Source organism: Nostoc sp., assembly GCF_036917435.1.
Taxonomy (GTDB): domain Bacteria; phylum Cyanobacteriota; class Cyanobacteriia; order Cyanobacteriales; family Nostocaceae; genus Nostoc.
In genome coordinates this window covers 1-26,366 of the sequence record NZ_JBALDM010000056.1, presented here as the reverse complement: position 1 = coordinate 26,366, position 26,366 = coordinate 1, and the positions used below count along the sequence as shown (strand labels likewise).

Below are 26,366 nucleotides of genomic sequence, written 5' to 3'. Positions count from 1 at the left end.
TATTTTAAAAAACTGCTCCTATTAGTGAAACTACAAAACAAGCAATTTTCCGCCATAGTTAGCTTAAGTTTTGATCAGGCTTAAGCTTTGGTCAGAGTCTAAGCTCGACTTTATCCATGTTTGCTTTATTTGCGATGCTTACAGAAAGCGAATAAAAGCATCTTTGCATAGGCTTAAACCTTTGTTTATCAAGATATTAGACTTTTTCAATTTCTCCATAATTAGTCACAATAAAAAAGTTTTGCGCCTCAAACTAGAACTTTTACCCAATACAGTGGGCTAGTTCCCTTAATTGGATGAAGTCGAACTAAGCTGTCGAAGAAACTCAATATTCAAATCTAGCTTTTCTCCTAACCATAGAGAATAAACTGCGTGGTCTGTGACAGCATCGCCTGTCTCAGGATGGACTAGAATATCCAATCCCTCACGATTAAGCATTAGCCAAGGAACAACTTTATCAAACTGATTTGGTAAGAAAGCAACTTGATACATCCCTTTTGGATGTGGCCCGATGGGCTTGTCAAACCAGCGTCCCAGTTGCACGTCAAACCTAGCGCCTAATCCTTCACGTACACGCGCAGCTACATCCCGACTTGCAGTATCGAAGTAAACATGAGCATGAAAACCAGCGATCTCGATAGTATCTTCTTTCATAGATCCACTTTGCGCTCTCAACTTTAAATTTTGGGTAGCGGACTTTTCCTTTTTCAATGAAAAAGCGATGTCTACAACGGGGTACGCCTACGCTCAATTTTAGCTCAATATCGTATTTAAAATTTGGCTAGCTGCCGTTTGCAATTACCTGGAGTAGGGGCGCACAGCTAGCTGTGCGCCCCTATATGATTCAAGTTTAAATTGATGGGTAAGCAAGTTAGTAGTTAGTTAATGCTTAAAGTACTTGTAGTTTGTTTGACAGCTTCATCTTTTTTAGAAGCAACTGAAAGATGCACAACATGAACTGAACAAGGAGCATGGTGAAGAACATAGTTACTCACACTACCGAGAAATAGTTCCATTAGCCCAGAATGACCCCGCCGCCCCATAACAATTAGGTCAGCGCCATGACTATGGGCGAAATCGCAAATAATCCGACCAGGATTACCAACATTTTGTGTAAATTCTGTACTTACGCCTGCTGTATTCGCTTGGGCACAAAAAGATTGCAACATCTGGATTCCTAAGTTTTTAAAGATATCCCACTGCTGTTGATATAACTCAAAGCTTTGACTGCTCAATCCTGGATAGTAGTCAAAATTAGACACCATAGGTACGTAAGGGCTACCCTCTTGTTCAGGAGTTAGGACATGCACTAGCATTAAACTAGCTTGTGTTAGCTTTGCTAAACTTAATGCTTCTTCAAAAACCTGTTGTCCTATTTCCGAGCGATCTAATGCAACTAAAATCTTTTTAAACATCATAATAGACCTCCGATTTTATTGGTGATTGGTCTTTACGGTTTCAGATTTCCAAATGCTGGATTGTCAAAAAAGACTAATTCCTCAACTATATTTAGCGACTTTTGGATTTTAAATTTCTTAAAGGTTTTTACCCTATATTTATATATATAGCAAAACAATTTGAGAAACTTGTGAAGAAAATAAGTCTTTATCTTTGATTACGAGGAATTATCCTGTTTCATAAGATACGGTCTTAGCTCAGTATCTATTGTTTTTCCAAAGGCAGTACCTTGATATACTCCAACTATGGATTTATCAGATGGATTCAGTGTCTTCCACTGCCAAAAAGTCATGTAATTCTTCTATACTTACTCAAGTAAAATAAATATCAGGTTCTATTTTATAGATTTATAAAAAAGATGCGATGTCCAATAGCCGCCCGCCGATTTAGTCATTAGTCATTGGTAATAATGCACAACTTCAATCATTGTGGCAACTTGTATTAAACTGCCTCTTGTTGCTTTTGAGTGAGATACATTGCAATTCCTTTCTCGTAGTAAGCAGCTTCATTAATAAAAATAGGATAAACAGTAGATGCTCCTTTATAGAAAATATCTTTTCCTTCAAAAGTCATAAATATTGGATCGCCTGGATTGAGAGGTTCATAATCCCTAAACTGAAGTTGAGGGTGAATCATGGCTTGAATCTTTTTGCAATCGCTTCTAGGATAATCCACCGTCTCAATATATTGATAGAGTGTAAGCTTGCTGTTTGTCTGTGGAATATTACCTTGGTTACACCCATCAAAATAGTCTAAGATTACATAAATAAGTTGCTCTGTTTTCTGAAATAATTCAGCATTTAAAATATTTTGAGCCACAGCACCAACTTCTATCACAAAACCCAATTTGCACAAAGAACGGAGAAAACCACCTTCTTTAGATTGTGGATTCACAAAAACTTTTACCATCGAATTTATTGAAGTCAAATAAGCCCCTAACCGAAGTAAGAAAGGATGCATATCACAAAAAATTAGGCTTAACCCCATGTTGGCAGTTGTGCTATGCAAATCTACAATTACATCCACAAAGGGCTGATTTTGCGGTTGGAGTATCTGTTGGATTGCTCTGGCTCGCGTATCTTCATAACTTGAAAGTTGAATATTTTGTAAGCTTTGATTAGTGAAGCAACGGTTTAAATCTTTGTCAATGTATCGTTTGCCTTCTTCAATAGCTTTAAGATTACCAAGTAATGCCAGAGTTTCAAAACTCGATCTATTGATTAAACTTGGATACTGCTGAAATCTTTTAACTAAATGTACTCCTGTTAACTCATTACCGTGGTTTCCTCCGACGATCGCAACTCGTTCAATCTGACTCATAACAACCTCACTGGCTCCCTTACGGTTATTGAGAATGGTGCATGATACAACATAGAAGTATAACTGCTGCTGACTAAATCTTGTAAAAGACTGACGCAATGCCTACGATGGGCTATTCGGCATCGTTCCATATTCGAGCCAAAATGTGATAAGTGTTAAGCTGTTAGCTTTAGCACAAGGGGGAGGAAACTTATGGAGTCTAATTTTCAAGCGTTGGCTGAACTTTACAAAAACGCCCTCCTCAACGATGTCCTCCCTTTTTGGGAAAAATATTCTCTTGATTGGCAGCAAGGTGGCTATTTCACTTGCCTAGATCGCTACGGCAAAATTTATGATACAGACAAATTCATCTGGCTGCAAAACCGCCAAGTGTGGACTTTTTCTATGCTATACAACCAGTTAGAAAAACGCGAAAACTGGTTAAAAATTGCCAGTAATGGCGCTAATTTTCTCGCTCAACATGGCAGAGATAGTGATGGTAACTGGTACTTTGCCCTTACCAGTGACGGGAAACCACTAGTTGAGCCTTACAATATTTTCTCTGATTGCTTTGCAGCGATGGCATTTAGTAAATATGCACTTGCTGGGGGCGAAGAATGGGCAAAAGATTTAGCGACGCAAGCTTACAACAACGTATTACGCCGCAAGGAAAACCCAAAAGGCAAATATAATAAAACCTATCCCGGCACACGCCCGATGAAATCATTGGCTGTACCGATGATTTTAGCTAACCTAACTCTAGAAATGGAATGGTTGTTACCAAAGGAAACACTAGAGGATGTCTTAGCTGAAACTGTACGCGAAGTGATGACTGACTTTCTCGACCAAGAACGGGGACTAATGTACGAAAATGTTGCCCCTGACGGTTCCCACGTCGATTGTTTTGAAGGAAGGTTAATTAACCCCGGTCATGGTATCGAAGCGATGTGGTTTATCATGGATATCGCCCGTCGTCAAAACGATACCAAAACTATTAATCAAGCCATTGATGTGGTGTTAAACATCCTAAATTTTGCTTGGGATAGCGAGTATGGCGGACTGTATTACTTTATGGATGCAGATGGTCATCCTCCACAACAATTGGAATGGGATCAAAAGTTGTGGTGGGTTCATCTAGAATCTTTAGTTGCATTAGCGATGGGCTATCGTCTAACGGGACGTGAGGTGTGTTGGGAATGGTATCAAAAGATGCACGATTACACCTGGACACACTTTGCTGATTCAGAATATGGTGAGTGGTTTGGCTATCTGAATCGGCGTGGAGAAGTATTGTTGAACCTTAAAGGTGGCAAATGGAAAGGATGTTTTCATGTACCGCGTGCATTGTACCTTTGTTGGCAGCAATTTGATGCGATCGCAACTCCTTTGCAATAGATTTCTTACAAAAATTCATGTTCATAACAACGGCTTCAGCATTGATAACAACAGCTTAAAGAATACTTATGAATGCGTAAGTCCTAGTAACGACGGCTTAAGTTATTGCGATCGCAGTCATTTTAATCTACAAGTAAAGTGGAATCAGTGCATTAAAAGGATGTCTCATGAATGCTGTGACACATAAGCGATTTACCATCGCTGAATACCATCAATTGATTGAACTCGGATTTCTGACAGAGGCCAATCATATTGAATTGATTCGAGGAGAACTGATTGAAATGACAGCAAAGGGAACACCTCATACAGTTTGTAGTTCTATCCTATGCCGTCAATTAGATCGGCTATTAGGCGATCGAGCAGTCATCTGTGGACAAGATCCCATCACCCTTCCTAATCAAAGTGAGCCTGAGCCGGATGTTGTCATTGCAAGAGGAAGAGATGAAGATTATCTCGCTCATCATCCCTATCCCAAAGATATTTTGTTAGTAATCGAAATTTCGGATAAAACCATAGATTACGATCAAATAACCAAGTTGTCTTTGTATGCAGAAGCCGGAATTTCTCATTACTGGATTGTGAATTTGCCAGATAGTCAACTTGAGCATCATAGCCAGCCATATCAAAATGCTCAAAATAAGTTTAGCTATCTCAGCAAGCAGATTTATTTACCGAATCAGTCAGTAGCGATTTCTGGATTTGAAAATGCATTCTTGGACTTGAGTCGCTTGTTTCCACAAGGTACTGGTAAATGATTTTGTGAGTGCAATTGGGTAAACAAGTGTTGTATTCTGCCAAAGATATTAAATTAATACGTTGATGAAAGATACGTTTAAATACTGATGATTTAGGCTTTTTATAGTTGATTTTATACTAAAATACATGAAAAAAATACTGTTAGTATGCACCACCTTGAACTAATTATATTGATTTTGGATTTGTTTCCGAATTATATGGGTTCGGAGAAGCTATTAAAAATGCTAAAAATGCTTGATAATCATTTTAGTGTAATTGATAAGCAGATAAGTGAAATAAAATCCCTCCTGTCTATGCGATAAGCAAGTATTTCTTAGTTTTCTAATACTTTTAAATAAATCTATAAATACTTATGCCGATGAACTCAACAAAAAAACAATATACTGATTAAGACTTACATTTTCCTGTTCAGCCACCTCAGCTAAACGACGATGTAGAGATTTCGGCATCCGTAAAAGTAGCTTACCACTGTAGTTCGCATCTACGCTAGGTAAAGGAATCTCGTCTCCAGCTTCATAAGCTGTTTCAATCCACAATTCTCGTGCCTCGTTGATATTTGCCATTGTCTCTTCTAGACTTTCACCTTGAGTAAGACATCCAGGTAAGTCTCTAATTTGAGCTACATATCCACCCTCTAAATCAGGATAAAGTGTCACAGGATACTGAAGATTTAAATAATATTCTAAAGAAGGTTTTTTAATCTGCTTGTTCTTCTGATTCAGTGTCTTCATTAATCCACTCTTCTAAATTTAATAGCTCAATAATTTGCTGAACATAGACCCCTTTAACTTTCTGCCCACTTTTTTTTGGGTATAGTCACAGTTCTCACTTGGGAGTCTCGAAAACTATGATGGCTACCCTTAGACCTTTTTTCTTCAAAGCCCAAAGCTTCCAAAAGGTAGCGCACATCCTCAAACCGCACTTCTGGAGGTCGCTTGAGAAATTGCTCTACCAGTTTTTTTAACTTGCTCATTGAAGAATAGTATCATATATAGTATTATAAACAAGTTTTTTACTTCTTTCTGGTTTGGTATTTCTAATAAATCAGTAGACGGTGCTAGCATGTATCTTTATCTGTGATTAATAAATCACAAACTAAATTCTGCTGCGCCATCTTCATCAACATCTTTACCCATAGCAGTAGGTTTAAATTTAGAACCATGAATTAATTCACCAAATGCAATTCCCGGATTTTGGTGAAGAATATTCAGCAAACTCATAAAATCTCGTACAATTTCCCCTGGTGTAAGTAATGCTTCTGCACCCAAGCGACTAATAATTTCTTTCACAAACTCCTTCAACTCACGATTTGTCAAAGTCTGTTCATAACCAAAATTGAGTGCATGAATCTCAGCTAAACGTTGCAAAAGCGTCAATATTTCTGCTTCACTCAAAGGATTTAGCCGAATCACTGGCCCTAGATGTTCTTGAACGCCAGATTGTACAACAAAACGACTTTCTTTTGTGCGTCTTTGCCAAGCTTGATCTGCAAAAAGTCCCCGTTTGGGATCTTCTAAAAATTTAGTTGTTCCACCAACAACAATACCAAGATGTTCTGCTTTACATTGCATGGTATCGTTAAACATTGCGAGGAGTCGATTATAATTTTTTTCTCGTGTGACTGTAGTAGATATTTGATATAAATGTACAGCTTCATCAACTAAAATTAAAAGTCCTTTATAGCCAATTTCCGCGACAAATTTAGCAAATAGTTTTATATAGTCATACCAACTATCATCATCAATAATTACCCGAACTCCTAAAGCTGCTTTCGCCTCAACTTTAGTAGTAAATTCTCCACGTAACCAGCGCATCGCCGAATTTTTTAAATCATCATCATCCATTCGATAGCCACGCCAATAAGCGATAATCACGCTACCAAAATCAAAACCATGAACTAAGTCTTCAATATACTGAACTACTTCTCTAATTTTCGCTTCAACTTTGTCATCAAAACCATCGTCATTGGGACGCATTTCAGTTTCTTTAACTACTTCTTGTTGAATTTTATTAATCCATCCTTCTAAAATCGAAACTAAAGCACCACCATCAGGACGAGTTTTTGTAGCTAGGTGGCTCATTAATTCTCGATAGGTAGCGACACCTTCATGGTTACTTCCAGCTAATCGCCGTTCAGGGGATAAATCAGCATCAGCTACTACAAAACCTTGCTCCATAGCGCGGTTACGAATTAGTTGTAATAAAAAACTTTTACCGGAACCGTAGTTACCAATTATAAAGCGAAATGCTGCGACACCTTCGGCAATATCATCAAGATTTTGTAATAGGCTTTTTAGTTCTTGTTCTCGCCCTACTGCTATATATTCAACTCCTACTCTTGGTACTACACCCGCGCCAAGAGAATTGATTAAAGCAGTAGAGATTTTTTTCGAGATTTTGAGCTTTGCCATGTATTACACTTCACTTTATTCTAAACGCATAAGCACGCAGTAAGTAGAGTAGGTAAGGTAGATATTAACCTTAGTACAAATCTTATGACGGCAATAGTAATTTAATTTGACGACGCATGTCTAGGGATGAGACTTTCATGCATTGCAATCATTTTTTTGGCATGATTAATATGCTCAGGGTAAACTTCTGGATTTTCAGAATCTGAGTTAATTATTAATTCACCAATAGTATCATTTGCCCGCTCATTTATAGAATCGATTAAGAGATTTGGCATAGTGATATTTGCTTCGGCAAGTTTTTTAATAGCAGGTTTTGGGTTATCTTGTTCGACTATAGCTTTTAATACTTGTAGTTCGTATCCTGGGAGATTTTCTAAAAAATTAGTCCATTCTTCAGGTAGGTTCTCTGATGTATCAGCTTCCGAAGTATTTACGACTGCTGTAGTTTCCATTATTTCAGAAAAAGGAAACAATTCAGTATCATCTTCTTTAGAATTATCAGGTAAAGGTTCTGAATTAAATGTTTCTAGTTGTTGGAGTAATTCCCATACTTGATTTTGTAATGAATCTCGTTCTTCTTGCAATAATGAAACTTGCCCTTGCAACTGCTGTAATTCAGCTTTGTGTTCTGCTAGTTGGGTTTGCGAAGAATTCAGGATGGCTTGAATATTTTCTATTTCGCTTTTTGTCGCTATCAGCAATTGATTTTTTTGGGTTGTCTCAGCTTCTAATTCTTGAATTGTAATTCGTAGTTGGTATAGTTTTTCTTCTAATTGGGGTTTGAGTCTGCCTAAAAGAGTTACATTACTTTCAAATTCTTGCTTCTCTTGCTGGAGTTCAGAGATTTGACTTTGCAACTGGGCAATTTCAGCACGAGATACATTGCAATTGGACTCTAAACGGCGCTTCTCTGCTGTGAGGACAGAAAAGGCATTGCTCAATTCTGTTTGATTTTTCTGCAAGTTATTTATTTCAGTTTGCAGAGTATTGATTTCAGTTTCTAGCTGTTTTTTTTGTCCGGCACAGGTTCTTAATTCTCGATGTAAACTATCCCTTTGGTTCCGGGCTTCTATAACTTGATTTTGTAGTTGTTGTGACTCTGAATATAATAAATTATGATGTTCTTCAATTTGATTTATTTCTCTGACAACACGAGCTTTCAATCCCTCCATTTCTTTAATTCGCTTGCGGAGAGAACCTAAAACAAACATTTCATAGTTTCTCCGTCGCTTATCTACGAATAATGCTGCCCCGTACATGGTAGATGCAGTAATTACACCTGTGAGAAAGGCTTTATTAAAATCCCAGCTTGGGACGAGACTAAGACCAAAACTCACACTAAAGGCAACTATCCCTAGTATAAATCGATTACTGATCGTTACTGATTGCATATTGCTGGTTTTTAGCGTAGTGAAATTATTATGGTAATTCGTAATTAGAATAGACATAATGCTTTTGAAATATATAGTTTGAGTTACTGGTGCATAATGTTGTATGTGACTAATAAAAAAGTGTAATCATAATTAAATAATTTTAATCAGAAGTCTTGGATGTATTGCGATCTGAATTAAAAAGTCTTAAATCTGCTTTCAAGAAGTCAACAAACTGCCGTGCTGTGCGTCCAGAACGACCGTTGTGGCGAGTTGCCCATTGTAATGCTTGAAATTCCAAATCTTGTTGGGTAATATTAATTTCAGCTTGCATGGCTAGATGTTGTACAATCTTCAGATAAGTTTTCTGGTCGGCTGGTTCAAAGGTCAAGGTTAAACCAAAGCGATCGCTAAACGAAAGTTTCTCCTGCATCGTATCCCAAGCATGGATTTCCTCGTTATCCTTGGGGGTAGGTCTATCCACAAAAAACTCCCGAATCAGGTGGCGGCGATTGGAAGTAGCATATACAACTACATTTTGCGGACGGGCGGTTAAATTACCTTCTAAAACTACCTTGAGGGCTTTAAAGGCATCATCATCTTCTTCAAAGGAAAGATCGTCTACAAAGATGATAAATTTTTGTGACACTCCTCGTAAATGTTCCACGATTTCTGGTAATTCTTTTAAATCAGATTTGGTTACTTCCAACAAGCGGAGATTGCGTTGGGCTTTGCCCTCGCCGGAGGCATCGCTATATTCATTTAACAAAGATTTCACTAAAGAAGATTTGCCAGAACCACGGCTACCGTAAAGTAATACATGGAGTGCCATCTCTCCTGATAATAAAAACTCTGTATTTTTCAACAAAGCATCTTTTTGAGACTCGTAACCTACAAGCGCACTCAGCTTAACCGGATCTGAATACCGAATACCGATAAACTGCCCAGCTTGCCACCTTAAGGCGCGATATTCTGCAAATAAACCAGAGCCGCATTGCCGATAATAAGCCGCCAACTCTTCTACACCATCACCCCAATTATCTAAGTCTTGTAAATATGTAGCGAACTTTGGATCTACTCCTACGAATTCTTGCTCTTTATACCACACTACTGGCGAAATCGGCATCTGAGCTACGCCTTGTATCCACTCGCTTAAAGAAGCGCTGCTACATTCATAGAGGCTTTGCAATATTTGTAAATCGTGCTGTACTGCTGCGACTAAAGCCGGGGGCAATTCTTCAAATTCTCGCACTTCGGCCAGCTTTGTAAAAGGATTCTTAGAGAAGAGAAGTTGAGTAATTAAATAGTCTTCCCAGTTTTGATTTTTAGCAGCCAAAGCGTGGAAGTAACGGCCGTAGGCTTCGAGACAACCCCGTGCATCAGAGTCAGTGTAGCGTATCGCTTGCAACAGTTCCAAAAATGCCATCCCCACTTCGCCTTGGAGAACAGACTGGTACAGTAAAAGTGAGGCCGCTTGACGCTGGAGGTATTGAACTTTTGTATATGAAGAAGTATTTGCTATTGGCATCGCTTAATTATCCATCAATCAACTGTGTGGTATAGCTATTTAGCTATGGTAAATTGTCTACTGACCTTGGCAGTAAAGTCAAAATCTACAGATTAACAATGAATTTAAGTATAATTGCTGCTTTCGCCTACGGCATATTAGCGATCGCTGGTGGCGTTATTGGCTATATTCAAGCTAGAAGTAAGATTTCACTGTTAAGTGGTAGTATTAGCGGCTTATTACTAATACTCGCCGCTTACTTTCAACTCCAAGGGCAAACCTGGGGTTCGATTTTAGCAGTGTTAGTTACTGCTGTTTTAGTGGTAGTGTTTGCAGTTCGACTGGCTAAAACACGCAAGTTTATGCCGGCGGGATTAATGACGATTTTAGGGATGGTGGCTTTGGCGGTGATGGTGAGTCAAATTGCGGCTTTAAGGTAGCATCAGTCTTATAAGTAACAACCACCCTCCTGTTTGTTTGTCGCGCTTAGAATTTACGACGCGCAGCCATCGCATTAACATAACAAGCTATCGCACTAAGGGATTTCCCAAGAAATAAATTATCCAATAAACGAACCACAGAGACGCAGAGGACACAGAGAAAGAGGAAATAGAGAGGGTTTTTACATCAGTTTTGGGATATTTTTTATTTGGAAGTCCCTAACATAACAAGCCGACGCATTAACATAACAAGCCATCGCATTAACATAGCAAGCCATCGCATTAACATAGCAAGCCATCGCATTAACATAGCAAGCCATCGCATTAACATAGCAAGCCATCGCATTAACATAGCAAGCCGACGCATTAACATAACAAGCCGATGCATTAACATAGCAAGCCATTGCATTAACATAACAAGCCGATGCATTGCTATTGCAGGGTATTGCCAAATCTAATTTGCTATAAATTAATGAAATGCTGTAGTTAGCGCAAAATCTGTTCAATCATCCGGTTCGCTTGGGAAGCATAACCGCCGCCAAATAAATTGAAGTGATTCAAAATGTGATATAGGTTATAGAGGGTTTTTCTTTGCTCATAGCCTGGATCTAGGGGAAAGGCTTTGTTATAACCTTTGTAAAAGGCTGCGGGGAACCCACCAAACAATTCTGTCATGGCAATATCAACTTCGCGATCGCCAAAATAAGTTGCTGGATCAAAAATCACGGGTTCTCCTGACGCTGTACACCCGGCATTTCCGCCCCATAAATCGCCATGTACTAAAGAAGGTTGCACCTGGTGATTCGCCAATAGTTCAGGGATAGCTGCTAATAATTTTTCTTGTTGGGGGAAACTCCCTCCCCGTCGCCTTGCCAACTGAAACTGATAACCTAGACGATGTTTAATATAAAATTCTGTCCAGTCTGCTGTCCAAGTATTAACTTGGGGCGTTGAACCAATGGTATTGTTAATTTTCCAACCAAAACCTTGGCTACTGCTAGCTTGATGCATCGCCGCCAACTTGCGCCCCATCTCTTCCCACAAATTGCTGTCACCATTACCAAGTTCTAACCATTCCAGCACAATGTAGCTAGAATTCTCAGCGACACCCCAGCAAATAGGTTTGGGGATACGAATACTAGCTGTTGCTAGCATTTCCTTTAAACCCAATGCCTCAGCCTCAAACATCGCAGCTTGAGATGCTTGATTCAGCTTGACAAAGTAAGCGATCGCACCATTAGAAACAGCATAACCTTGGTTGATACATCCGCCACCAACCGATCGCCGTTGCTGACTCTGAAATTTTTCGCCAGTCACCTGGCTAATATGAGCATCGATTTGAGTCCACATGATTAAATTGGGGATGAGAGATCAGGGGAGGCAGGGGGAGCAGGGAAAGAAGAACTATTGATTAATACTAATACCCAATGCCCAATGCCCAATGCCCAATGCCCCATGCCCCATGCCCATTTTCTTTCTTTACGGCTTAACGACAACCACACCATAAGCATCTGGGGAAAGATACTCTTTGGCTGCTTGCATTAAGTCAGTTGCACTTTGACTTTGAATATATTCTGGGTAATTCAAGGCGGGTTCTAAATCTCCCACCAAGGAATGATAATAACCATACAACCCAGTGCGATCGCTTGGTGTTTCATTGCCAAAAATAAATTTGTTCGCTACTCGCTGCCGCACGCGGGCAATTTCTGATTCTGTGACTAACTCGGTTTGGATTGTGCGAATATGTTTAGCGATCGCATCCTCTACTTCAGCTAAATTTTCTACTGCACATTTAGCTGAAATATAAAATGTCCCTTGCAACTGATTGCTCATATTGCTCACAGAAATTGAAGAAACTAATCCCCGTTCTTCTCGTAAATCCCTCACCAGTCTTGATGTCCGTCCATGTCCCAAAACTCCTGCTAAAACATCCAATCCATAGGTGCGATCTAACTGAACCATTCCTGGAACCCGCCAAAGCATCACTAGTCTTGCTTGCTGGAGACTTTCATCTATAAATTCTCGGCGGACAATTTCTGTAAATGGTGATTCTGTGGGGAGTGGGGAGTGGGGAGTGGGGAGTGGGGAGTGCTGAGTTTTATTAGCTTTTGTAAATCCTTCCGCAACGATCGCAATTAATTCTTCCACAGGCAGGTTGCCCACAGCTACAGCAGTAATTGACTGGGGTTGATACCAACTACTATGAAAATCCCGCATCTGCTGGGGTTGAAGTTGAGAAATTACCGATTCTGGCCCCAATACTGCACGGCGATAAGGTAGCTGACTATAGGCTGTTTCCATTGCCCGTCTAAATATCCGCCGTTGGGGATTATCCTCTGAACGCCTAATTTCTTCTAAAACTACTAATCGCTCCCGTTCAAAAGCATCATCAGGAATACTAGCATTTGTGACTACATCTATTTGTAGTGGAGCAAGTTCGGCAAAATCTTTGGGGGCAGTGGTTATATAGTAATGAGTATAATCTTGGCTAGTTGCGGCATTGGTGACAGCACCCCGTTCTTCAATTCGCCGTTCAAACTCACCGCTAGCTAGTCGTTCTGTTCCCTTAAAAATCATGTGTTCTAAAAAATGAGCCATACCGTTAATGGCATCAGATTCTACAGATGAACCAACTTTAATCCATAAATTGAGGTTTACAGCGTCAACTGGCATTTGCTCCGCGATGATTGTCAAACCATTGGGTAACTGATGCAGGGTTGGGCTATTCAGACGAGTAAATTTTTGCAGGGTTGAAGTCATTGCTACTTGTGTGAGAAGCTACGTTACTTCTTTATCTTATCCGCGACACAAAATCTATATAAAAAGACCTCTTCCTAGTTGTACTACGCAAAACTTGTTCCTCTCCGACTTGGCTACGGTGTATACACAAGTCATCGAATCACCCAAAACAAAAGAAAAACCTCACCCTGTCCTCTCCTTAATCCCTCTCCTTAGTAAGGAGAGGGACAGGTTTTACACATTAAAACCAGGGTGAGGTTTCACCAGCCATTTCCGTTTCTACTAATTCGTCGGTTCTAGAACTAATTTGTGTAAATACTATCGATTCAGTAGATTTATTTACTGGAGGTTCAAATGATTCGATGTTGTTACCATCTTAAATACAACCAAGTTTGCGAATATTCAAATAATATCTAAAGATTTTTGATATTAGTTCTCTAGATAGATCGGGAATTTTATAGCTAAACTTTAAGATGAAATAGTCAAGAACAAACAGAGCGGATTCGATTCTCACAAAGGAGAAATTCAATGACTAACATTATTGCTTGGCTAGTTTTGGGTTTAATTGCAGGTGCGTTAGCTAAGTTATTTTATCCAGGAACCCAAGGTGGCGGTATTCTCTCCACAATTATCTTAGGAATACTTGGAGCCGTAGTCGGTGGTTATTTAGGTCAAGTTTTACTCGGAAGTGGTTCAGCCGCCGCCGCATCCGCCGGAGCTTTTTCTCTTGGAAGCATTTTGTTTGCTGTTTTGGGTGCTATGCTACTGATTTTCCTGTGGGGTTTACTGACTCGTCGAGCCGTGTAATAGCCTCAAATTAGCTGACAGTTTTGGGAATCACTTCTAGCTGCAATAAACCGATAAGATGACATTAGAAAAAAAGCGAATAACCATAGAGGTTTTCGCTAGATGTTCCGATGCACAGTTGGCACTCCAGGAATTAAAAGCTTCTAATTTCCCAATGCATAAGGTTTCTGTAGTTGCCCGTAATGTAAAAGAACAAAGTGATATTGCTGGTGTTGAAGTCAAAGAGCGCACTAGCAATATATCTGCACAAAATGTAGCTGGAGCCTCTAATGGTAGAGCTTTAGGCGATTTTAGTGGCTTATTAGTCGGTCTAGTTATCTGGGTAATTCCTGATATAGGTAAAGTTACACTAGCGGGAGTAGAAGAAACAGCGATCGCTGCTACTTTAAGAGGTGGTTTTGCGAATTTTTTCCTAAGTTTAGGATTTTCTCAAGAGCAAGCACATAATTACAGCAATCTTGTCTATAAAGGTTACTGTTTGCTGATAGTAACGGATATAGAAGTTCAGCTTGCTCAGAAGATTTTTAATAGTCGCGATCTTCAACAAGGGGGTATTAATATGCCATACTTAACCCCCAGTAGCCGCTATAAACATGCTGTTAGTCTTTTTCATACGCGCAAAGATGCAGAAAAAGCGCTTATGGAACTGAGAACTGCTGGCTTTCCTATGGGTCAAGTATCTATAATAGCTAAAAATGCAAACAGCCTAAGTGATATCTTTGAGTTTAATATCAGCAGTTGCCAAGATAATTACACTACATTAGGGATTCCCGATGACACATGCAGATACTATGAGCATCAGGTATCCCTGGGTCATTATCTAATAGTCATCAAAGGCACTGATATCTACATAGCAGGTGCAAGAGCTATTTTAGAGAATAACAATATCCAGTATTTTAGTATATATAGTCAATCTGAACTTGGCACTGCCAGAAGCGATCGCCAAATAACTACAAACTTCTAGTTAAATGTCAGTTAAACTCAAGAGGTTTAAGACATTACTTATAGCGTTTACTAATCATACAAGGTACATCATAGCCCCCTCTCGTTGGCGCAGCCTCTCGTAGAGAAGAGCGGGGAGGGGGTTGGGGGTGGGGTTCAGTACCTACTAAACTGAGAACCGTTATATACTTAATTGTGAATATTTCTCAAATTTTATAGAAAAAGCGTGTTGAGAGGTGTATAAATTACACACTATATAACTAAATACTATCCGAGTGATAATTTGGAGCGTACCAATAATTAGGTAAATTCCAACAAAACTAAATATTTTACATTTGTTTTGGATAGTTAAAACAAAATCACAACATAAATAATTTGAATACCTACCTGCAATAATGTTAAACCGTTTGAAGATTGGAACCAAAATTGGAGTAAGTTTTGCCCTAAGTTTGGCAACTCTGGCCACCATTGGTCTAATCTCCTACCAAAGCACCAATGAGTTAATTGAAACTTCGCGCAAAGAAACCCATACTTACCAGGTGCTAAGTCAGCTTGAAGACCTCAATTTGCAACTGACAAATGCTGAAACTGGGCAACGCGGTTACATTATTACTGGAGAAGACCGCTATTTAGAACCTTATAATACTGCCATTGGAGTACTCAATCAAAGAGTTAAGGAACTTCAGAGGTTAATATCAGATAATCCCAACCAACAAAATCGGCTTGATATTTTGCAGCCACTACTAACCGAGAGAATGGCTGTAATGAAAGATGTCATTGATCTACGGCAAAGCCAAGGCTTGGAACCTGCTCAAAAAGCTATCCTGACAGATCGGGGTAAGCAGTTGATGGATCGGATTCAGAAAGTGATCCAGACGATGAAAACTGAGGAGAATATACTGCTAAAACAGCGCTCTCAGAGAGCAAAAGCGGCTGCACATCAAACGATCGCTACTATTATCTATAGTATTCCTTTATTTTCTTTAGTCTTAGCTTTGATTGGATTCGCCCTGACGAGAGATATCTCAGTCCCTCTGAAGCAAGTTTCTGATTTAGCAGAAAAAATGGCGGATGGAGATTTATCGGTTACTTTACCAGATAGCGATCGCCTAGATGAAATTGGCGTGTTGACGCGCACCTTCAATCAGATGATCGTTAATCTGCGAAACACAACTCAAAGAAATGACGAGCAAAACTGGCTAAAATCTAACTTAGCTGAATTTACCCAAATGCTCCAAGGGCAGCGTAATTTAGAAAATGCGACTAGCTTAATATTGTCTAATTTAGCGCCATTGGTTGGAGCATCGCAGGGCGTTTTTTATGCTATGACCTCTATAGACAACCAGCCAGTGCTGAAATTATTGAGTAGTTATGCTTACAAAAAGCGAAAAAACTTAGCAAACCAGTTTCGCTTAGGCGAGGGATTAGTAGGACAATGCGCTCTAGAAAAACAAAGAATCCTCCTCACAGAAGTTCCTAGTGACTATATCCGCATCAATTCCGGTTTGGGAGAAGCACCACCATTAAATATTATTGTCTTGCCTATACTATTTGAAACAGAGGTAAGTGCTGTAATTGAACTTGCCTCTTTTGGTACTTTCAGCCATCTGCATCTGACATTTTTAGAGCAATTGAGTCAAAATCTGGGTGTATTTTTAAATAACATTGCTTCACAATTACAAACCCAGCAACTACTTGAAGAGTCTATTGCTTTAACAGAAGAACTACAAACCCAGCAAGAAGAACTACAGCAGAGCAATCAACGCCTAGAAGAACAGGCACACGAATTGGAAGAATCACAATTTGTTGTCAAGCAGTCTAACGAAGAATTGCAACAACTAAATGAAGAACTAGAAGAAAAAACAGAATTATTAGAAGTTCAAAATCAAGAAGTTGCTCGCAAGAACCAGGAAGTTGAGCGGGCAAGGCAGTCTTTTGAAGAAAAAGCTGAACAACTGGCCTTATCTTCCAAATATAAGTCAGAATTTCTTGCAAATATGTCCCATGAATTACGGACACCGCTAAACAGTCTGTTAATTTTAGCAAGACTGTTATCAGATAATTCTCTTAACAACTTGACCGACAAACAAGTAGAGTACAGCCGGACTATTTACTCGGCTGGGACTGATTTGCTGGAATTGATCAATGATATTTTAGATTTGGCAAAAATTGAGTCGGGTACTATGTCGCTCAATATTGAGCAAATTGCTTTTGCAGATTTAGAAATGTCTTTAGAGCAGAATTTCCGGCAAGTAGCCCATAATAAAGAACTCAGTTTTACAATTGAACTGGATGATAACTTACCTCTAACAATTTATAACGATTCCAAACGTCTGCAACAAGTGCTGAAAAATCTCCTAGCTAACGCTTTTAAGTTTACTGAACAGGGAAGCATAAAGTTAGAAATTAGGATGTCTTCCGATGCATCCCAAGTTGATAATTCGATGATTGCTTTTGCAGTTAGTGACACAGGTATAGGCATTCCATCTGAAAAACAGAAGATTATTTTCGAGGCATTTCAGCAGGCAGATGGCACAACTAGCCGCAAGTACGGCGGGACTGGCTTGGGTTTGTCCATCAGCCGCGAATTGGCTCAACTTTTGGGAGGGAGAATTGAACTAGTCAGCGAACCAGGGCAAGGAAGCATCTTTACTCTCTACTTGCCCACGCGACAGGAAAAAAATAGTAAAAATACTTTTACACCCCCTGAACCAATCACTATCCGCAAAGCATTAACTATAAAAGAAGTGCCTCTGGTGGAAAACGAATCTATAACTTTGGATACGTCTTCAAGTGTGAAAGTACTTACTAACTTGGCACATGAAATTCCAGACGATCGAGAAATAATTCAACCGGGCGATCGCATTTTGCTAATTATCGAAGATGACGATAAATTTGCCCGCATCTTATTAGATATGGCTCGTCAGCAGGGCTTTAAGACCATTGTTGCCTTACACAGCAAACAAGGTCTAGCACTCGCGCAACAGTTTAAGCCCGATGCAATTATGCTCGATATCCACATGCCAGAAATGGATGGTTGGACGGTGCTAGATCGTCTGAAGCATAAACCCGATACCAGACATATACCAGTACACATACTTTCTGTGGATGAAAGACAGCAACGGGGATTACAACTAGGAGCGATTACTTACCTACAAAAACCTGTTTCTCCAGAGGCACTAACTCAGGTATTGACTGATATTAAAGGTTTTATTGAACGTCAAGTCAGAAATCTCCTGATCGTAGAAGACGATCGCGTACAAGCTCAAAGTATTATCGAACTGATTGGTAATGGTGATGTCCACAGTACAGCAGTGGGTACGGGAGCAGAAGCTCTCTCGATTTTGCGATCGCAACACTTTGATTGTATGGTACTGGATCTTGGTCTGCCTGATATGAGTGGGTTTGCCCTAATTGAGCAAATCAAGCAAGAACCCAGGCTATTGAAACTGCCGATTATTGTTTACACCGGGAAAGAACTCAGCCGCCAAGAAGAAACCCAACTGCGGGGACTAGCAGAGACAATTATTATTAAAAATGTGCGATCGCCAGAGCGGTTGTTAGACGAAACTGCTCTATTTTTGCATCGGGTACAAGCCAATTTGCCCCCACCAAAGCGCCAAATGCTAGAACAGCTACACCAAAACGATCCGGTGCTGGCTAATCGGAAAATTTTGATTGTAGATGATGATCTGCGGAATATTTTTGCCCTCACCAGCTTTTTAGAAAGCTATCAAATGCAAGTGCTGTTTGCCGAAAATGGCAGAGATGGTATAGAAATGTTGCAAACTAATCCTGACATTAATATAGTCTTGATGGATATCATGATGCCAGAAATGGATGGTTATGAAACCACCAGCGCCATCCGCCAGCAACAACAATTCCGTTCCCTACCAATAATTGCTTTAACTGCCAAAGCCATGCCAGGCGATCGCGAAAAGTGCATCGAAGCTGGAGCTTCTGACTATATCACCAAACCTGTAGATACTGAGCAACTGCTTTCACTACTCCGGGTTTGGCTGTATCGTTAATTTCCCATATTCTCATTCAACTTTTGCATAAATTCTTGATGTTCAGTGGCAGCTAAACCTGCTTGTAACACAGATAACACCGTCGCCATTTCTCCTGACAGTAAGGCAGGTAATGGCAACCACAACCCCGGAAATACCTGACTGCGAATAATTCCCTGATCATCGGTTGGTAGCGAAACATACTCGTCTGCTTGCAGCCTAAACCAATCCAACTGATTATCTAATGTTCGCCAGACAATATACTCCTGTACTCCATTCCGTCGATAGGTGCGTTTTTTATCATGTAAATCGATGGCTGCACTGCTTGCTGCTACTTCTATCACCAGTTCAGGTGCGCCTTGGATATAATCATCCTCACTAATCAACGCCTGTCTGCCCGGAATGAATAGTACCGCGTCAGGCTGTGGTTCATTATCGGGATCTAAACGCACTGTGGGTTCAATTCCCAGAACAATTCCTGGGGTTGCCGTTTTATAGTTCCACAACCACCCGATTAAATCTCCATGTGGTTCCCCATGACTTTTAATTCTCAGTGGCGATGCCATGATATATACAACTCCTTCAACCAGTTCAGCTTTTCTTAAATGCGGCATTGCCTGATAGCGACGCTCAAATTCGCAACGAGATAAGCGATCGCCATTTTCCAGAGGTAAAACTGAAATCACTTTTTTAGGAGTTGTAACCATCCCTTTGTCCTCTTTACGCAAATTGTCCAAACTGAATCAAAGTATTCTAATTTGGCAGTGCTGCATCCATTTTACTTCTTAATAATTTTGAGAATAAACTTAGTTAAGCTGAAAATCATCTAAATTGAATAATCAATTGAAGAAGAATTCAGAAGTCAGAATTCAGGAGTCAGAATAAATCAGTCGGGGATTCAGACCGGCGCAGGATTTTGAGCTACTGAACTACCGTTCAGTAGGGGTTTTAAACCCAATTATTCATCCACCAGTCGTACAGAATTCATTCTGAATTCTGACTCCTGACTCCTGAATTCTGTTCGATAAAATAAAACTCTTGTGGGGTGGGCATCTTGCCCGCCCTAATTATACAAATTAAATGCAGAACAGCTTATATAACTAAAAACCCACACTGTAACCGATTAAAAGGGACAGCGTGGGTAATTTATGCCTGTAACGCGAATGACAATTTAGCGGAACATACTACTAACTGAAGTATCTTCATGAATCCGCCAAATAGTCTCTCCTAAAAGATTAGCCACTGACAGCACCACTAGCTGGGAAAAACGATTGGCTTCTGGTATGGGGATCGTATTGGTGACAATAACTTCCTCAAACAAACCACTGGATAATCGCTCCATCGCTGGTGGAGAGAATACCGCATGAGTTGCACAGGCATATACCTGACGCGCTCCCTCTTCACGCAGTAATCGCGCCCCTTCTGCGATCGTGCCACCAGTGTCGATCATGTCATCCACCAACACTGCTGTTTTGCCTTTAACATCACCGATGACATTTAACACTTCTGCAACATTATGTGCCTGACGACGTTTGTCAATAATCGCCAATGGCGCATCACCCAGTTTTTTTGCAAAGGCTCTAGCCCTTGCTACACCGCCAACATCTGGAGAAACAACCACAAGATCGGGCAGCTGTTTGCTGGCTAGATAATCCAGCAATACTGGCGAGCCGTAAACATGATCAAAAGGGATATCGAAATAACCTTGAATTTGCGCCGAGTGCAAATCCATTGCTAAAACGCGGTTGGCTCCTGCTTCGGTGATCAAGTTAGCAACCAGCTTGGCAGTGATTGACTCTCGTCCTGCCGTTTTGCGATCGGCACGAGCATAGCCATAGTAAGGAATTACTGCTGTCACCTGTCGCGCAGAAGCTCGACGACAAGCGTCAACCATAATCAATAATTCCATCAAATGATCGTTTACGGGTTGACAACATGGCTGGATTAAATAGACATCACAACCCCGAATCGATTCTTGGATTTGAACGTAAAGTTCTCCATCCGCAAATCTTTTGCGAATCATTGGCCCCAAGTCCATCCCCAGATAACGAGCAACTTCTTGAGACAGTTGGATATTGGCAGAGCCAGAAAACAGCCGCAGGCGATGATTCTCGGTCAGTCCTGTTGCGGATGGTTGCACTTTGAAAGTTGCAGAACTGAGCACAGCAGATCCTCTATGTGCGTTCATAGTAATATTATCATTAGAGATTTAATAGATTTAACCGAGAAATTGCCTAAAAAACATTTGTGAGTTTTATTGAAGCTTCCATACAAAATTAAAACATGTTCCCATAAAATTATCATTTCTTAACTGTCTAATTTTCTTGGCGAGCAAACTATTGATACGTAAACGGGTATCAATTCCGTCCACTAGGTCTATAGTTCAAGTTTTTTGGTTTGAGGTAAATAATCCCAATCTCTCAAAGATTGGTATGATAGATTGCTTATTCTAAGTACCTAATCTATAAGTTACAGTAAAGCATTTAAGTGATATTGAAGTATGTTGTTAGACAGATGAACACTTGCGACTAAGTATCCAACACGTATCTAATTATATTCTATAATCCTAGCGGTAAATAAGTAAACTGGCAGACTTAATTTTTAGCTTGGAGCCAAAAGCTCACTCCCGATCCTTACTCCGAAAGTCTTAAACCCTTACCCATTGGTCTTATGGGAGCAGATAACGCCGATTCATCTTTTTTCTGTATTTGACTTTTCGTCAATCTTACTGGTCTAGTCTCACTAAATATTTTGTAAATCGGACAGGATGCTTAATCTACAATAATATTGCTATATCTTTGTAGTTAACAATTTTAATAAACCACAAAGCCTTAGAAAAATCACAAAGCCAAGTTTTACAACACACTGTATTTGATGGCTAAATCAATTATTTCAACAAAACGCCTCAGCAGCCAGTTTATCAGCTGGTTACTTGAAGAAAACAGAGGTGATAAGGAAGGATCGTACCGCCGCAAGGAAGAAACACATCGTCAGCATTCTTGGTGGCAGGTTATGTGCTTGACTGGTGTAGATTATTTTTCAACCCTTGGCTATCAACCTGGTATTGCAGCACTGGCCGCTGGCGCTCTTTCTCCTATAGCTACCCTGATTCTAGTTTTGCTGACGCTCTTTGGAGCATTACCAATCTATCGACGCATTGCTGCCGAAAGCCCTCATGGTGAAGGGTCGATCGCAATGTTAGAGCGTTTGCTCCCTTGGTGGCAAGGCAAATTACTTGTGCTGTGCTTACTTGGCTTTGTGGCAACCGACTTTATTATTACCATTACCCTGTCGGCTGCCGATGCTACAGCCCATATCATCGAAAATCCGCTCATCCCAAATTGGTTTCACAGTCAGACGATCGCAATTACCCTACTATTAGTTGCATTACTAGGCGCAGTTTTCTTGAGAGGTTTCCGAGAAGCGATTGGGATTGCAGTAGTGTTGGTGGCAGTTTATCTGCTGTTAAATTTCGTTGTCGTTGGCGTTGGTGTGTCTCAGATTTTAACTCACCCAGGAGCGATCGCTAATTGGCAGACTGCACTTTTTGCCCGCCATTCTAATCCTTTTATCCTAGTTGGTATAGCTCTTTTGATATTTCCCAAGCTAGCGCTAGGATTATCAGGCTTTGAAACTGGCGTAACCGTTATGCCCCTTGTCAAAGGTGGCAGCAATGACACTCCCGAATACTCCAGAGGGCGGATTCGGAATACACGCAAGCTGCTCACCACTGCTGCTTTGATTATGAGCTTCTTTTTGCTCACCACCAGCTTTATAACTACTCTATTGATTCCAGTTGCAGAATTTGCATCTGGGGGCAAAGCTAACGGACGGGCCCTTGCTTATTTAGCACATCTGTATTTAGGCGATGCCTTTGGCACAATTTACGATCTAAGTACTATTTCTATTTTGTGGTTTGCAGGTGCATCTGCAATGGCAGGGCTGCTGAATATTGTGCCTCGCTACCTACCACGCTATGGTATGGCTCCTAATTGGGCACGAGTTACGCGACCTTTAGTTTTAGTCTATATAGCGATCGCTTTTGTTGTCACAATTATCTTCAAAGCAAATGTGGAAGCCCAAGGTGGGGCTTATGCAACCGGTGTGCTTGTATTGATCACCTCAGCAGCCTTTGCCGTAACCTTATCAGCCCACCGTCACAGAGAGAAACGGGCAAGAGTGGTTTTTGCCATTATTACACTGTTATTTTTATATACCACTATTGTCAATATCATCGAAAGACCAGAGGGGATTAGAATTGCTGGGTTTTTCATCGGTGCGATCATTTTTACCTCACTGGTTTCTCGTGTTTGGCGTTCAACGGAACTACGAACAGAGCAAATCGAATTTGACGAACTTGCTGGCCAGTTCCTGGACGAAGAGAGCCAGGGAGCAATCCGACTAATTGCAAATCGGTTGAATACGGGCGATGTTGAAGAATATCTTTTAAAAGAGAAAGAGGTACGCGAAGACAACCACATTCCAGCCGACGATCCAATTCTTTTTCTAGAAATTCAGGTATCAGATGCTTCAGAATTTGCGGATATTATCAAAGTAAGAGGGGTACAAGTTGGCGATTATCGCATTTTACGGGCTGAGAGTGCAGCAGTACCTAATGCGATCGCAGCTTTATTGCTTTACATTCGCGATCATACAGGAAAAATCCCCCATGCCTACTTCGGCTGGGTTGAGGGCAACCCCATACAATACTTACTGCGTTTTATCTTATTTGGAGAGGGCGACATTGCTGTGGTAACTCGTGAAGTACTCCGTCGGGCTGAAAAGGAGCCTCACAAACGTCCTGGCGTTCATGTTGGTGGTTAAGCATCATAAATAATTAAGCCGCCCCAGCAAAAACTTCATAGAAGAAGCGCTTCTATTTTTTCCTCGTGAACCGATATATCTTCATATAATTCCAATCATTCTCACCTTCCAATTTATATAAATCATTCATTTCTACCTTAAAAACATCCTTGTCTTTCCAATAATATTCGCGGTTAAATATCACATAAACTGTATCTGCATTTTTGGTCGCTATATTAACTTGTTCTCCAATATTTTTTTCCTTCATATCTTTTCTAATATAATCTGGTAAATATATGGTCGATGAATCTCCGTAATATCGAAATAATGTATCTTGTCCAAGTAACAATACAGATTTTGCAGATGTATTTCGAGTTTTTATCAGATAGCGAACAGCTGAACGGTAGTCATCTTTTGCATAAGCTGGATTTAAATAATATTGCCAATTGGAATAAAGATTCATCAATAGCAAAGAAACTGTAGCTAACTTTGGAACTTGAGAGGCTATGTAAAGTTGATTTTTACGCTGGTAATTATGTAAAAAAGTTGATGGGATTAGAATAAAAAGTGGTATGCAGAGAAAAAAAGAGTGCCTCGGTAGCAAATTAATTTTAGTCCCCAGGGCAAAAATTAAAAGTAGTAAAAATGAGATAGCCAAAACTGATGTAAAAAAGTAATCAGCCTCTTGATATCTTTTTTTCTTACGCTGTCTTATTAAAGTTCTTACTAAAGCTATAAATATGATACCAGTGGTAATAATAAATATTAGCAAATGAGGCCAGTAGCCAAGTAAAACATTTATCTTTTCCTGATCCCGTAATTTTTCTAATGGTGGTCCGTAGGATGTCCCGACTAATATACCGTAGATCACAAACATAATGTTTGTAATTATCGGTAATCCAGAACGAGTAACTATAGTTGCTGCTGGATTGGATGCAGCAGGTGAAGACAAGTATAACCAAAGCATTGGGGATGCAAAAACTAACGGAGGTATCCACCATCTGATCAATTCTTTTAAGTTTCTATAAACAATTGCATGAGATAAAAAAATAGCTGAACTAAATATAATTGTTAAAATACTAGCAAAACTACCTATGGCAGTAAATATCCCAAAAAGCAATTGTGGAATAATTTTGTTACTCTTATCTACAGTAATTGCATAACTAAAGAAATATATTTGAAGTAAGGTTATAAATATTAATAGTGCATAAGGTCTGGCATCTTGGCTGTAAAATACGCTAAAAGAACTAACTGCTAGAATCGTTGACGACCATAAGGCATGTTTTTTTCCATAGACACGTAAACAAGTAAAAAATATAGTAATTACTGAACCGACTCCTAGCAGAGATGAGAGCGATCTAATCGCAAATTCACTATCTCCAAAAACTGAGCGCCAATAGAACAAGACCAAATAATAAAGCGGTTGATATTTATCACCAGCTTCTATAGTTATAATTTTTAATAAATTTTCTTGAACGCTTCCACCATTAGATAGTTGTAGGCTCCAGCCTTCATCAAACCAAAGACTTTGATTTTGCAACAAAAAGAAACGCAAAAATATACTAATTGTAATAATAATAAAAGCAATAAAATAGTATTTTGACTGTTTCATAAAAAACTCCAAAGCAGTGGTAGACCAAATATGGAACTTTCCAACCATCAAAAACCCACATCATATTAGGTAAGAGATTTTAATTATTGTCTCTACCTTGGCGTGGAATAAATTTAATTTAGGAAAAACTCTATCACATGAAGGAATATTTTTATGCAGATGATCTACTTACTACACGAAAGCTTTAAAATCTCTAGCAAATGAGTAGGTAAATTAGCATGAGTGAAACCATAGAAACAATTTTCAGCAAAATCATTCGTCGGGAAATTCCCGCTGACATTATTTATGAGGATGATTTGGTCTTAGCATTCAAAGACATCCACCCCCAAGCGCCCGTTCATATCCTAGTTATTCCCAAAAAACCCATTCCCACGCTAGCTGATGCCGAACCTCAAGATCATGCTCTGTTAGGGCATCTTTTGTTAACCGCCAAACGTGTTGCAGAAGAAGCTGGATTGAAAAACGGTTATCGAGTTGTCATCAACACTGGTGATGATGGTGGTCAGACAGTCCACCACTTACATCTGCATATTTTGGGAGGACGGCAGTTGGACTGGCCCCCTGGTTAATAAAAGTCGATGAATTGCGTCTAGAGACACAATTCATCACTAAAAACAATCACTGTCATAATCAATACATATATAATATTTCTTTACAAATCTCAATTTTGGTTCTAATGTAATAAACATAAATAAGCAAATGTGCTTATCAAAATCATAAACAACTAACCGCACTTATAAAACCATGACAGCAACGATCCAACGCCGCGAAAGCGCCAACGTATGGGATAGATTCTGTGAGTGGATCACCAGCACCA

General features: G+C 39.8%; 22 protein-coding genes. 8 read left to right on the top strand and 14 right to left on the bottom strand.

Features of this window, described 5'->3' with window-relative positions; genetic code table 11:
* Positions 1 to 288: 288 nt before the first annotated feature.
* From V7K98_RS26695 to V7K98_RS26685, 3 genes are all read right to left on the bottom strand, one after another.
* Positions 289 to 654, bottom strand: coding sequence for a DOPA 4,5-dioxygenase family protein (locus V7K98_RS26695; protein ID WP_335027459.1), 366 nt, complete (start codon positions 652 to 654; stop codon positions 289 to 291).
* A 224-nt stretch (positions 655 to 878) separates the two neighbouring features.
* Complete coding sequence (locus V7K98_RS26690) at positions 879 to 1,415, bottom strand: universal stress protein (protein WP_335027700.1); 537 nt, start codon at positions 1,413 to 1,415, stop codon at positions 879 to 881.
* Positions 1,416 to 1,899: 484 nt separating this feature from the next.
* Positions 1,900 to 2,778 (bottom strand): aspartoacylase, encoded by an 879-nt coding sequence (locus tag V7K98_RS26685; RefSeq protein WP_335027457.1) that lies wholly within the window; start codon positions 2,776 to 2,778, stop codon positions 1,900 to 1,902.
* A gap of 192 nt (positions 2,779 to 2,970) precedes the next feature.
* Here V7K98_RS26685 and V7K98_RS26680 point away from each other — a divergent pair, with 192 nt between their 5' ends.
* Positions 2,971 to 4,152, top strand: coding sequence for an AGE family epimerase/isomerase (locus V7K98_RS26680; protein ID WP_335027455.1), 1,182 nt, complete (start codon positions 2,971 to 2,973; stop codon positions 4,150 to 4,152).
* A 167-nt stretch (positions 4,153 to 4,319) separates the two neighbouring features.
* A complete protein-coding gene (locus V7K98_RS26675) occupies positions 4,320 to 4,907 on the top strand; it encodes a Uma2 family endonuclease (RefSeq protein ID WP_335027453.1) in 588 nt (195 codons plus the stop codon).
* A gap of 351 nt (positions 4,908 to 5,258) precedes the next feature.
* Here V7K98_RS26675 and V7K98_RS26670 read toward each other — a convergent pair whose 3' ends face one another.
* The 5 genes from V7K98_RS26670 to V7K98_RS26650 all read right to left on the bottom strand — a co-directional run bounded on the left by V7K98_RS26670 (position 5,259) and on the right by V7K98_RS26650 (position 10,217).
* Positions 5,259 to 5,639 (bottom strand): type II toxin-antitoxin system HicB family antitoxin, encoded by a 381-nt coding sequence (locus tag V7K98_RS26670; RefSeq protein WP_335027451.1) that lies wholly within the window; start codon positions 5,637 to 5,639, stop codon positions 5,259 to 5,261.
* A 53-nt stretch (positions 5,640 to 5,692) separates the two neighbouring features.
* Entirely contained in the window at positions 5,693 to 5,881 is a 189-nt protein-coding gene (locus V7K98_RS26665; RefSeq protein WP_335027449.1) for a type II toxin-antitoxin system HicA family toxin, read from the bottom strand.
* 115 nt (positions 5,882 to 5,996) lie between these two features.
* The gene (locus V7K98_RS26660; protein WP_335027447.1) at positions 5,997 to 7,319 is read right to left on the bottom strand and encodes an ATP-binding protein; all 1,323 of its coding nucleotides are present in this window, start codon (positions 7,317 to 7,319) and stop codon (positions 5,997 to 5,999) included.
* A gap of 101 nt (positions 7,320 to 7,420) precedes the next feature.
* On the bottom strand, positions 7,421 to 8,710 hold the full coding sequence (locus V7K98_RS26655) for a tellurite resistance TerB C-terminal domain-containing protein (protein WP_335027445.1): 1,290 nt from the start codon (positions 8,708 to 8,710) through the stop codon (positions 7,421 to 7,423).
* 142 nt (positions 8,711 to 8,852) lie between these two features.
* A complete protein-coding gene (locus tag V7K98_RS26650; RefSeq protein WP_335027443.1) occupies positions 8,853 to 10,217 on the bottom strand; it encodes an ATP-binding protein in 1,365 nt (454 codons plus the stop codon).
* A gap of 98 nt (positions 10,218 to 10,315) precedes the next feature.
* On the opposite strand from V7K98_RS26650, the gene V7K98_RS26645 reads away from it, so the two are divergent.
* Entirely contained in the window at positions 10,316 to 10,636 is a 321-nt protein-coding gene (locus V7K98_RS26645) for a TMEM14 family protein (RefSeq protein ID WP_335027441.1), read from the top strand.
* Between the two features lie 182 nt (positions 10,637 to 10,818).
* On the opposite strand, the gene V7K98_RS26640 is transcribed toward V7K98_RS26645, so the two are convergent.
* From V7K98_RS26640 to V7K98_RS26630, 3 genes are all read right to left on the bottom strand, one after another.
* Positions 10,819 to 11,088, bottom strand: a complete 270-nt coding sequence (locus V7K98_RS26640; protein WP_335027439.1) for a hypothetical protein — start codon at positions 11,086 to 11,088, stop codon at positions 10,819 to 10,821.
* A gap of 34 nt (positions 11,089 to 11,122) precedes the next feature.
* Positions 11,123 to 11,986, bottom strand: coding sequence for a fructosamine kinase family protein (locus V7K98_RS26635; RefSeq protein ID WP_335027437.1), 864 nt, complete (start codon positions 11,984 to 11,986; stop codon positions 11,123 to 11,125).
* A gap of 129 nt (positions 11,987 to 12,115) precedes the next feature.
* Positions 12,116 to 13,396 (bottom strand): M16 family metallopeptidase, encoded by a 1,281-nt coding sequence (locus V7K98_RS26630; protein ID WP_335027435.1) that lies wholly within the window; start codon positions 13,394 to 13,396, stop codon positions 12,116 to 12,118.
* Between the two features lie 507 nt (positions 13,397 to 13,903).
* Here V7K98_RS26630 and V7K98_RS26625 point away from each other — a divergent pair.
* The 3 genes from V7K98_RS26625 to V7K98_RS26615 all read left to right on the top strand — a co-directional run bounded on the left by V7K98_RS26625 (position 13,904) and on the right by V7K98_RS26615 (position 19,155).
* Entirely contained in the window at positions 13,904 to 14,182 is a 279-nt protein-coding gene (locus V7K98_RS26625) for a GlsB/YeaQ/YmgE family stress response membrane protein (protein ID WP_334857385.1), read from the top strand.
* Positions 14,183 to 14,240: 58 nt separating this feature from the next.
* The gene (locus V7K98_RS26620; RefSeq protein WP_335027433.1) at positions 14,241 to 15,146 is read left to right on the top strand and encodes a general stress protein; all 906 of its coding nucleotides are present in this window, start codon (positions 14,241 to 14,243) and stop codon (positions 15,144 to 15,146) included.
* Positions 15,147 to 15,519: 373 nt separating this feature from the next.
* Positions 15,520 to 19,155, top strand: a complete 3,636-nt coding sequence (locus V7K98_RS26615) for a response regulator (RefSeq protein WP_335027431.1) — start codon at positions 15,520 to 15,522, stop codon at positions 19,153 to 19,155.
* Here the strand turns inward: V7K98_RS26615 and V7K98_RS26610 are convergent.
* Positions 19,152 to 19,841 (bottom strand): Uma2 family endonuclease, encoded by a 690-nt coding sequence (locus V7K98_RS26610; RefSeq protein ID WP_335027429.1) that lies wholly within the window; start codon positions 19,839 to 19,841, stop codon positions 19,152 to 19,154. The two genes, V7K98_RS26615 and V7K98_RS26610, sit on opposite strands and share 4 nt — an antisense overlap.
* A 464-nt stretch (positions 19,842 to 20,305) precedes the next feature.
* Positions 20,306 to 21,322, bottom strand: a complete 1,017-nt coding sequence (locus V7K98_RS26605; RefSeq protein ID WP_335027427.1) for a ribose-phosphate pyrophosphokinase — start codon at positions 21,320 to 21,322, stop codon at positions 20,306 to 20,308.
* Between the two features lie 686 nt (positions 21,323 to 22,008).
* On the opposite strand from V7K98_RS26605, the gene V7K98_RS26600 reads away from it, so the two are divergent.
* Positions 22,009 to 23,958, top strand: coding sequence for an amino acid transporter (locus V7K98_RS26600; RefSeq protein WP_335027425.1), 1,950 nt, complete (start codon positions 22,009 to 22,011; stop codon positions 23,956 to 23,958).
* Between the two features lie 52 nt (positions 23,959 to 24,010).
* Here the strand turns inward: V7K98_RS26600 and V7K98_RS26595 are convergent, their stop codons facing one another.
* Complete coding sequence (locus tag V7K98_RS26595; RefSeq protein ID WP_335027423.1) at positions 24,011 to 25,549, bottom strand: glycosyltransferase family 39 protein; 1,539 nt, start codon at positions 25,547 to 25,549, stop codon at positions 24,011 to 24,013.
* 218 nt (positions 25,550 to 25,767) lie between these two features.
* Between V7K98_RS26595 and V7K98_RS26590 the strand changes: the two genes are divergently transcribed.
* Positions 25,768 to 26,118, top strand: coding sequence for a histidine triad nucleotide-binding protein (locus V7K98_RS26590; RefSeq protein ID WP_335027421.1), 351 nt, complete (start codon positions 25,768 to 25,770; stop codon positions 26,116 to 26,118).
* Positions 26,119 to 26,366 lie beyond the last annotated feature (248 nt).

Excerpts from the sequence above, each read along its gene's own strand:
- V7K98_RS26645 (WP_335027441.1), top strand. The coding sequence starts at position 10,316 with ATGAATTTAAGTATAATTGCTGCTTTCGCCTACGGCATATTAGCGATC.
- V7K98_RS26590 (WP_335027421.1), top strand. The coding sequence starts at position 25,768 with ATGAGTGAAACCATAGAAACAATTTTCAGCAAAATCATTCGTCGGGAA.
- V7K98_RS26665 (WP_335027449.1), bottom strand. The coding sequence starts at position 5,881 with ATGAGCAAGTTAAAAAAACTGGTAGAGCAATTTCTCAAGCGACCTCCA.
- V7K98_RS26690 (WP_335027700.1), bottom strand. The coding sequence starts at position 1,415 with ATGTTTAAAAAGATTTTAGTTGCATTAGATCGCTCGGAAATAGGACAA.
- V7K98_RS26685 (WP_335027457.1), bottom strand. The coding sequence starts at position 2,778 with ATGAGTCAGATTGAACGAGTTGCGATCGTCGGAGGAAACCACGGTAAT.
- V7K98_RS26615 (WP_335027431.1), top strand. The coding sequence starts at position 15,520 with ATGTTAAACCGTTTGAAGATTGGAACCAAAATTGGAGTAAGTTTTGCC.
- V7K98_RS26605 (WP_335027427.1), bottom strand. The coding sequence starts at position 21,322 with ATGAACGCACATAGAGGATCTGCTGTGCTCAGTTCTGCAACTTTCAAA.
- V7K98_RS26610 (WP_335027429.1), bottom strand. The coding sequence starts at position 19,841 with ATGGTTACAACTCCTAAAAAAGTGATTTCAGTTTTACCTCTGGAAAAT.
- V7K98_RS26650 (WP_335027443.1), bottom strand. The coding sequence starts at position 10,217 with ATGCCAATAGCAAATACTTCTTCATATACAAAAGTTCAATACCTCCAG.
- V7K98_RS26675 (WP_335027453.1), top strand. The coding sequence starts at position 4,320 with ATGAATGCTGTGACACATAAGCGATTTACCATCGCTGAATACCATCAA.
- V7K98_RS26655 (WP_335027445.1), bottom strand. The coding sequence starts at position 8,710 with ATGCAATCAGTAACGATCAGTAATCGATTTATACTAGGGATAGTTGCC.
- V7K98_RS26670 (WP_335027451.1), bottom strand. The coding sequence starts at position 5,639 with ATGAAGACACTGAATCAGAAGAACAAGCAGATTAAAAAACCTTCTTTA.
- V7K98_RS26620 (WP_335027433.1), top strand. The coding sequence starts at position 14,241 with ATGACATTAGAAAAAAAGCGAATAACCATAGAGGTTTTCGCTAGATGT.
- V7K98_RS26595 (WP_335027423.1), bottom strand. The coding sequence starts at position 25,549 with ATGAAACAGTCAAAATACTATTTTATTGCTTTTATTATTATTACAATT.
- V7K98_RS26635 (WP_335027437.1), bottom strand. The coding sequence starts at position 11,986 with ATGTGGACTCAAATCGATGCTCATATTAGCCAGGTGACTGGCGAAAAA.
- V7K98_RS26680 (WP_335027455.1), top strand. The coding sequence starts at position 2,971 with ATGGAGTCTAATTTTCAAGCGTTGGCTGAACTTTACAAAAACGCCCTC.
- V7K98_RS26660 (WP_335027447.1), bottom strand. The coding sequence starts at position 7,319 with ATGGCAAAGCTCAAAATCTCGAAAAAAATCTCTACTGCTTTAATCAAT.
- V7K98_RS26600 (WP_335027425.1), top strand. The coding sequence starts at position 22,009 with ATGGCTAAATCAATTATTTCAACAAAACGCCTCAGCAGCCAGTTTATC.
- V7K98_RS26625 (WP_334857385.1), top strand. The coding sequence starts at position 13,904 with ATGACTAACATTATTGCTTGGCTAGTTTTGGGTTTAATTGCAGGTGCG.
- V7K98_RS26695 (WP_335027459.1), bottom strand. The coding sequence starts at position 654 with ATGAAAGAAGATACTATCGAGATCGCTGGTTTTCATGCTCATGTTTAC.
- V7K98_RS26630 (WP_335027435.1), bottom strand. The coding sequence starts at position 13,396 with ATGACTTCAACCCTGCAAAAATTTACTCGTCTGAATAGCCCAACCCTG.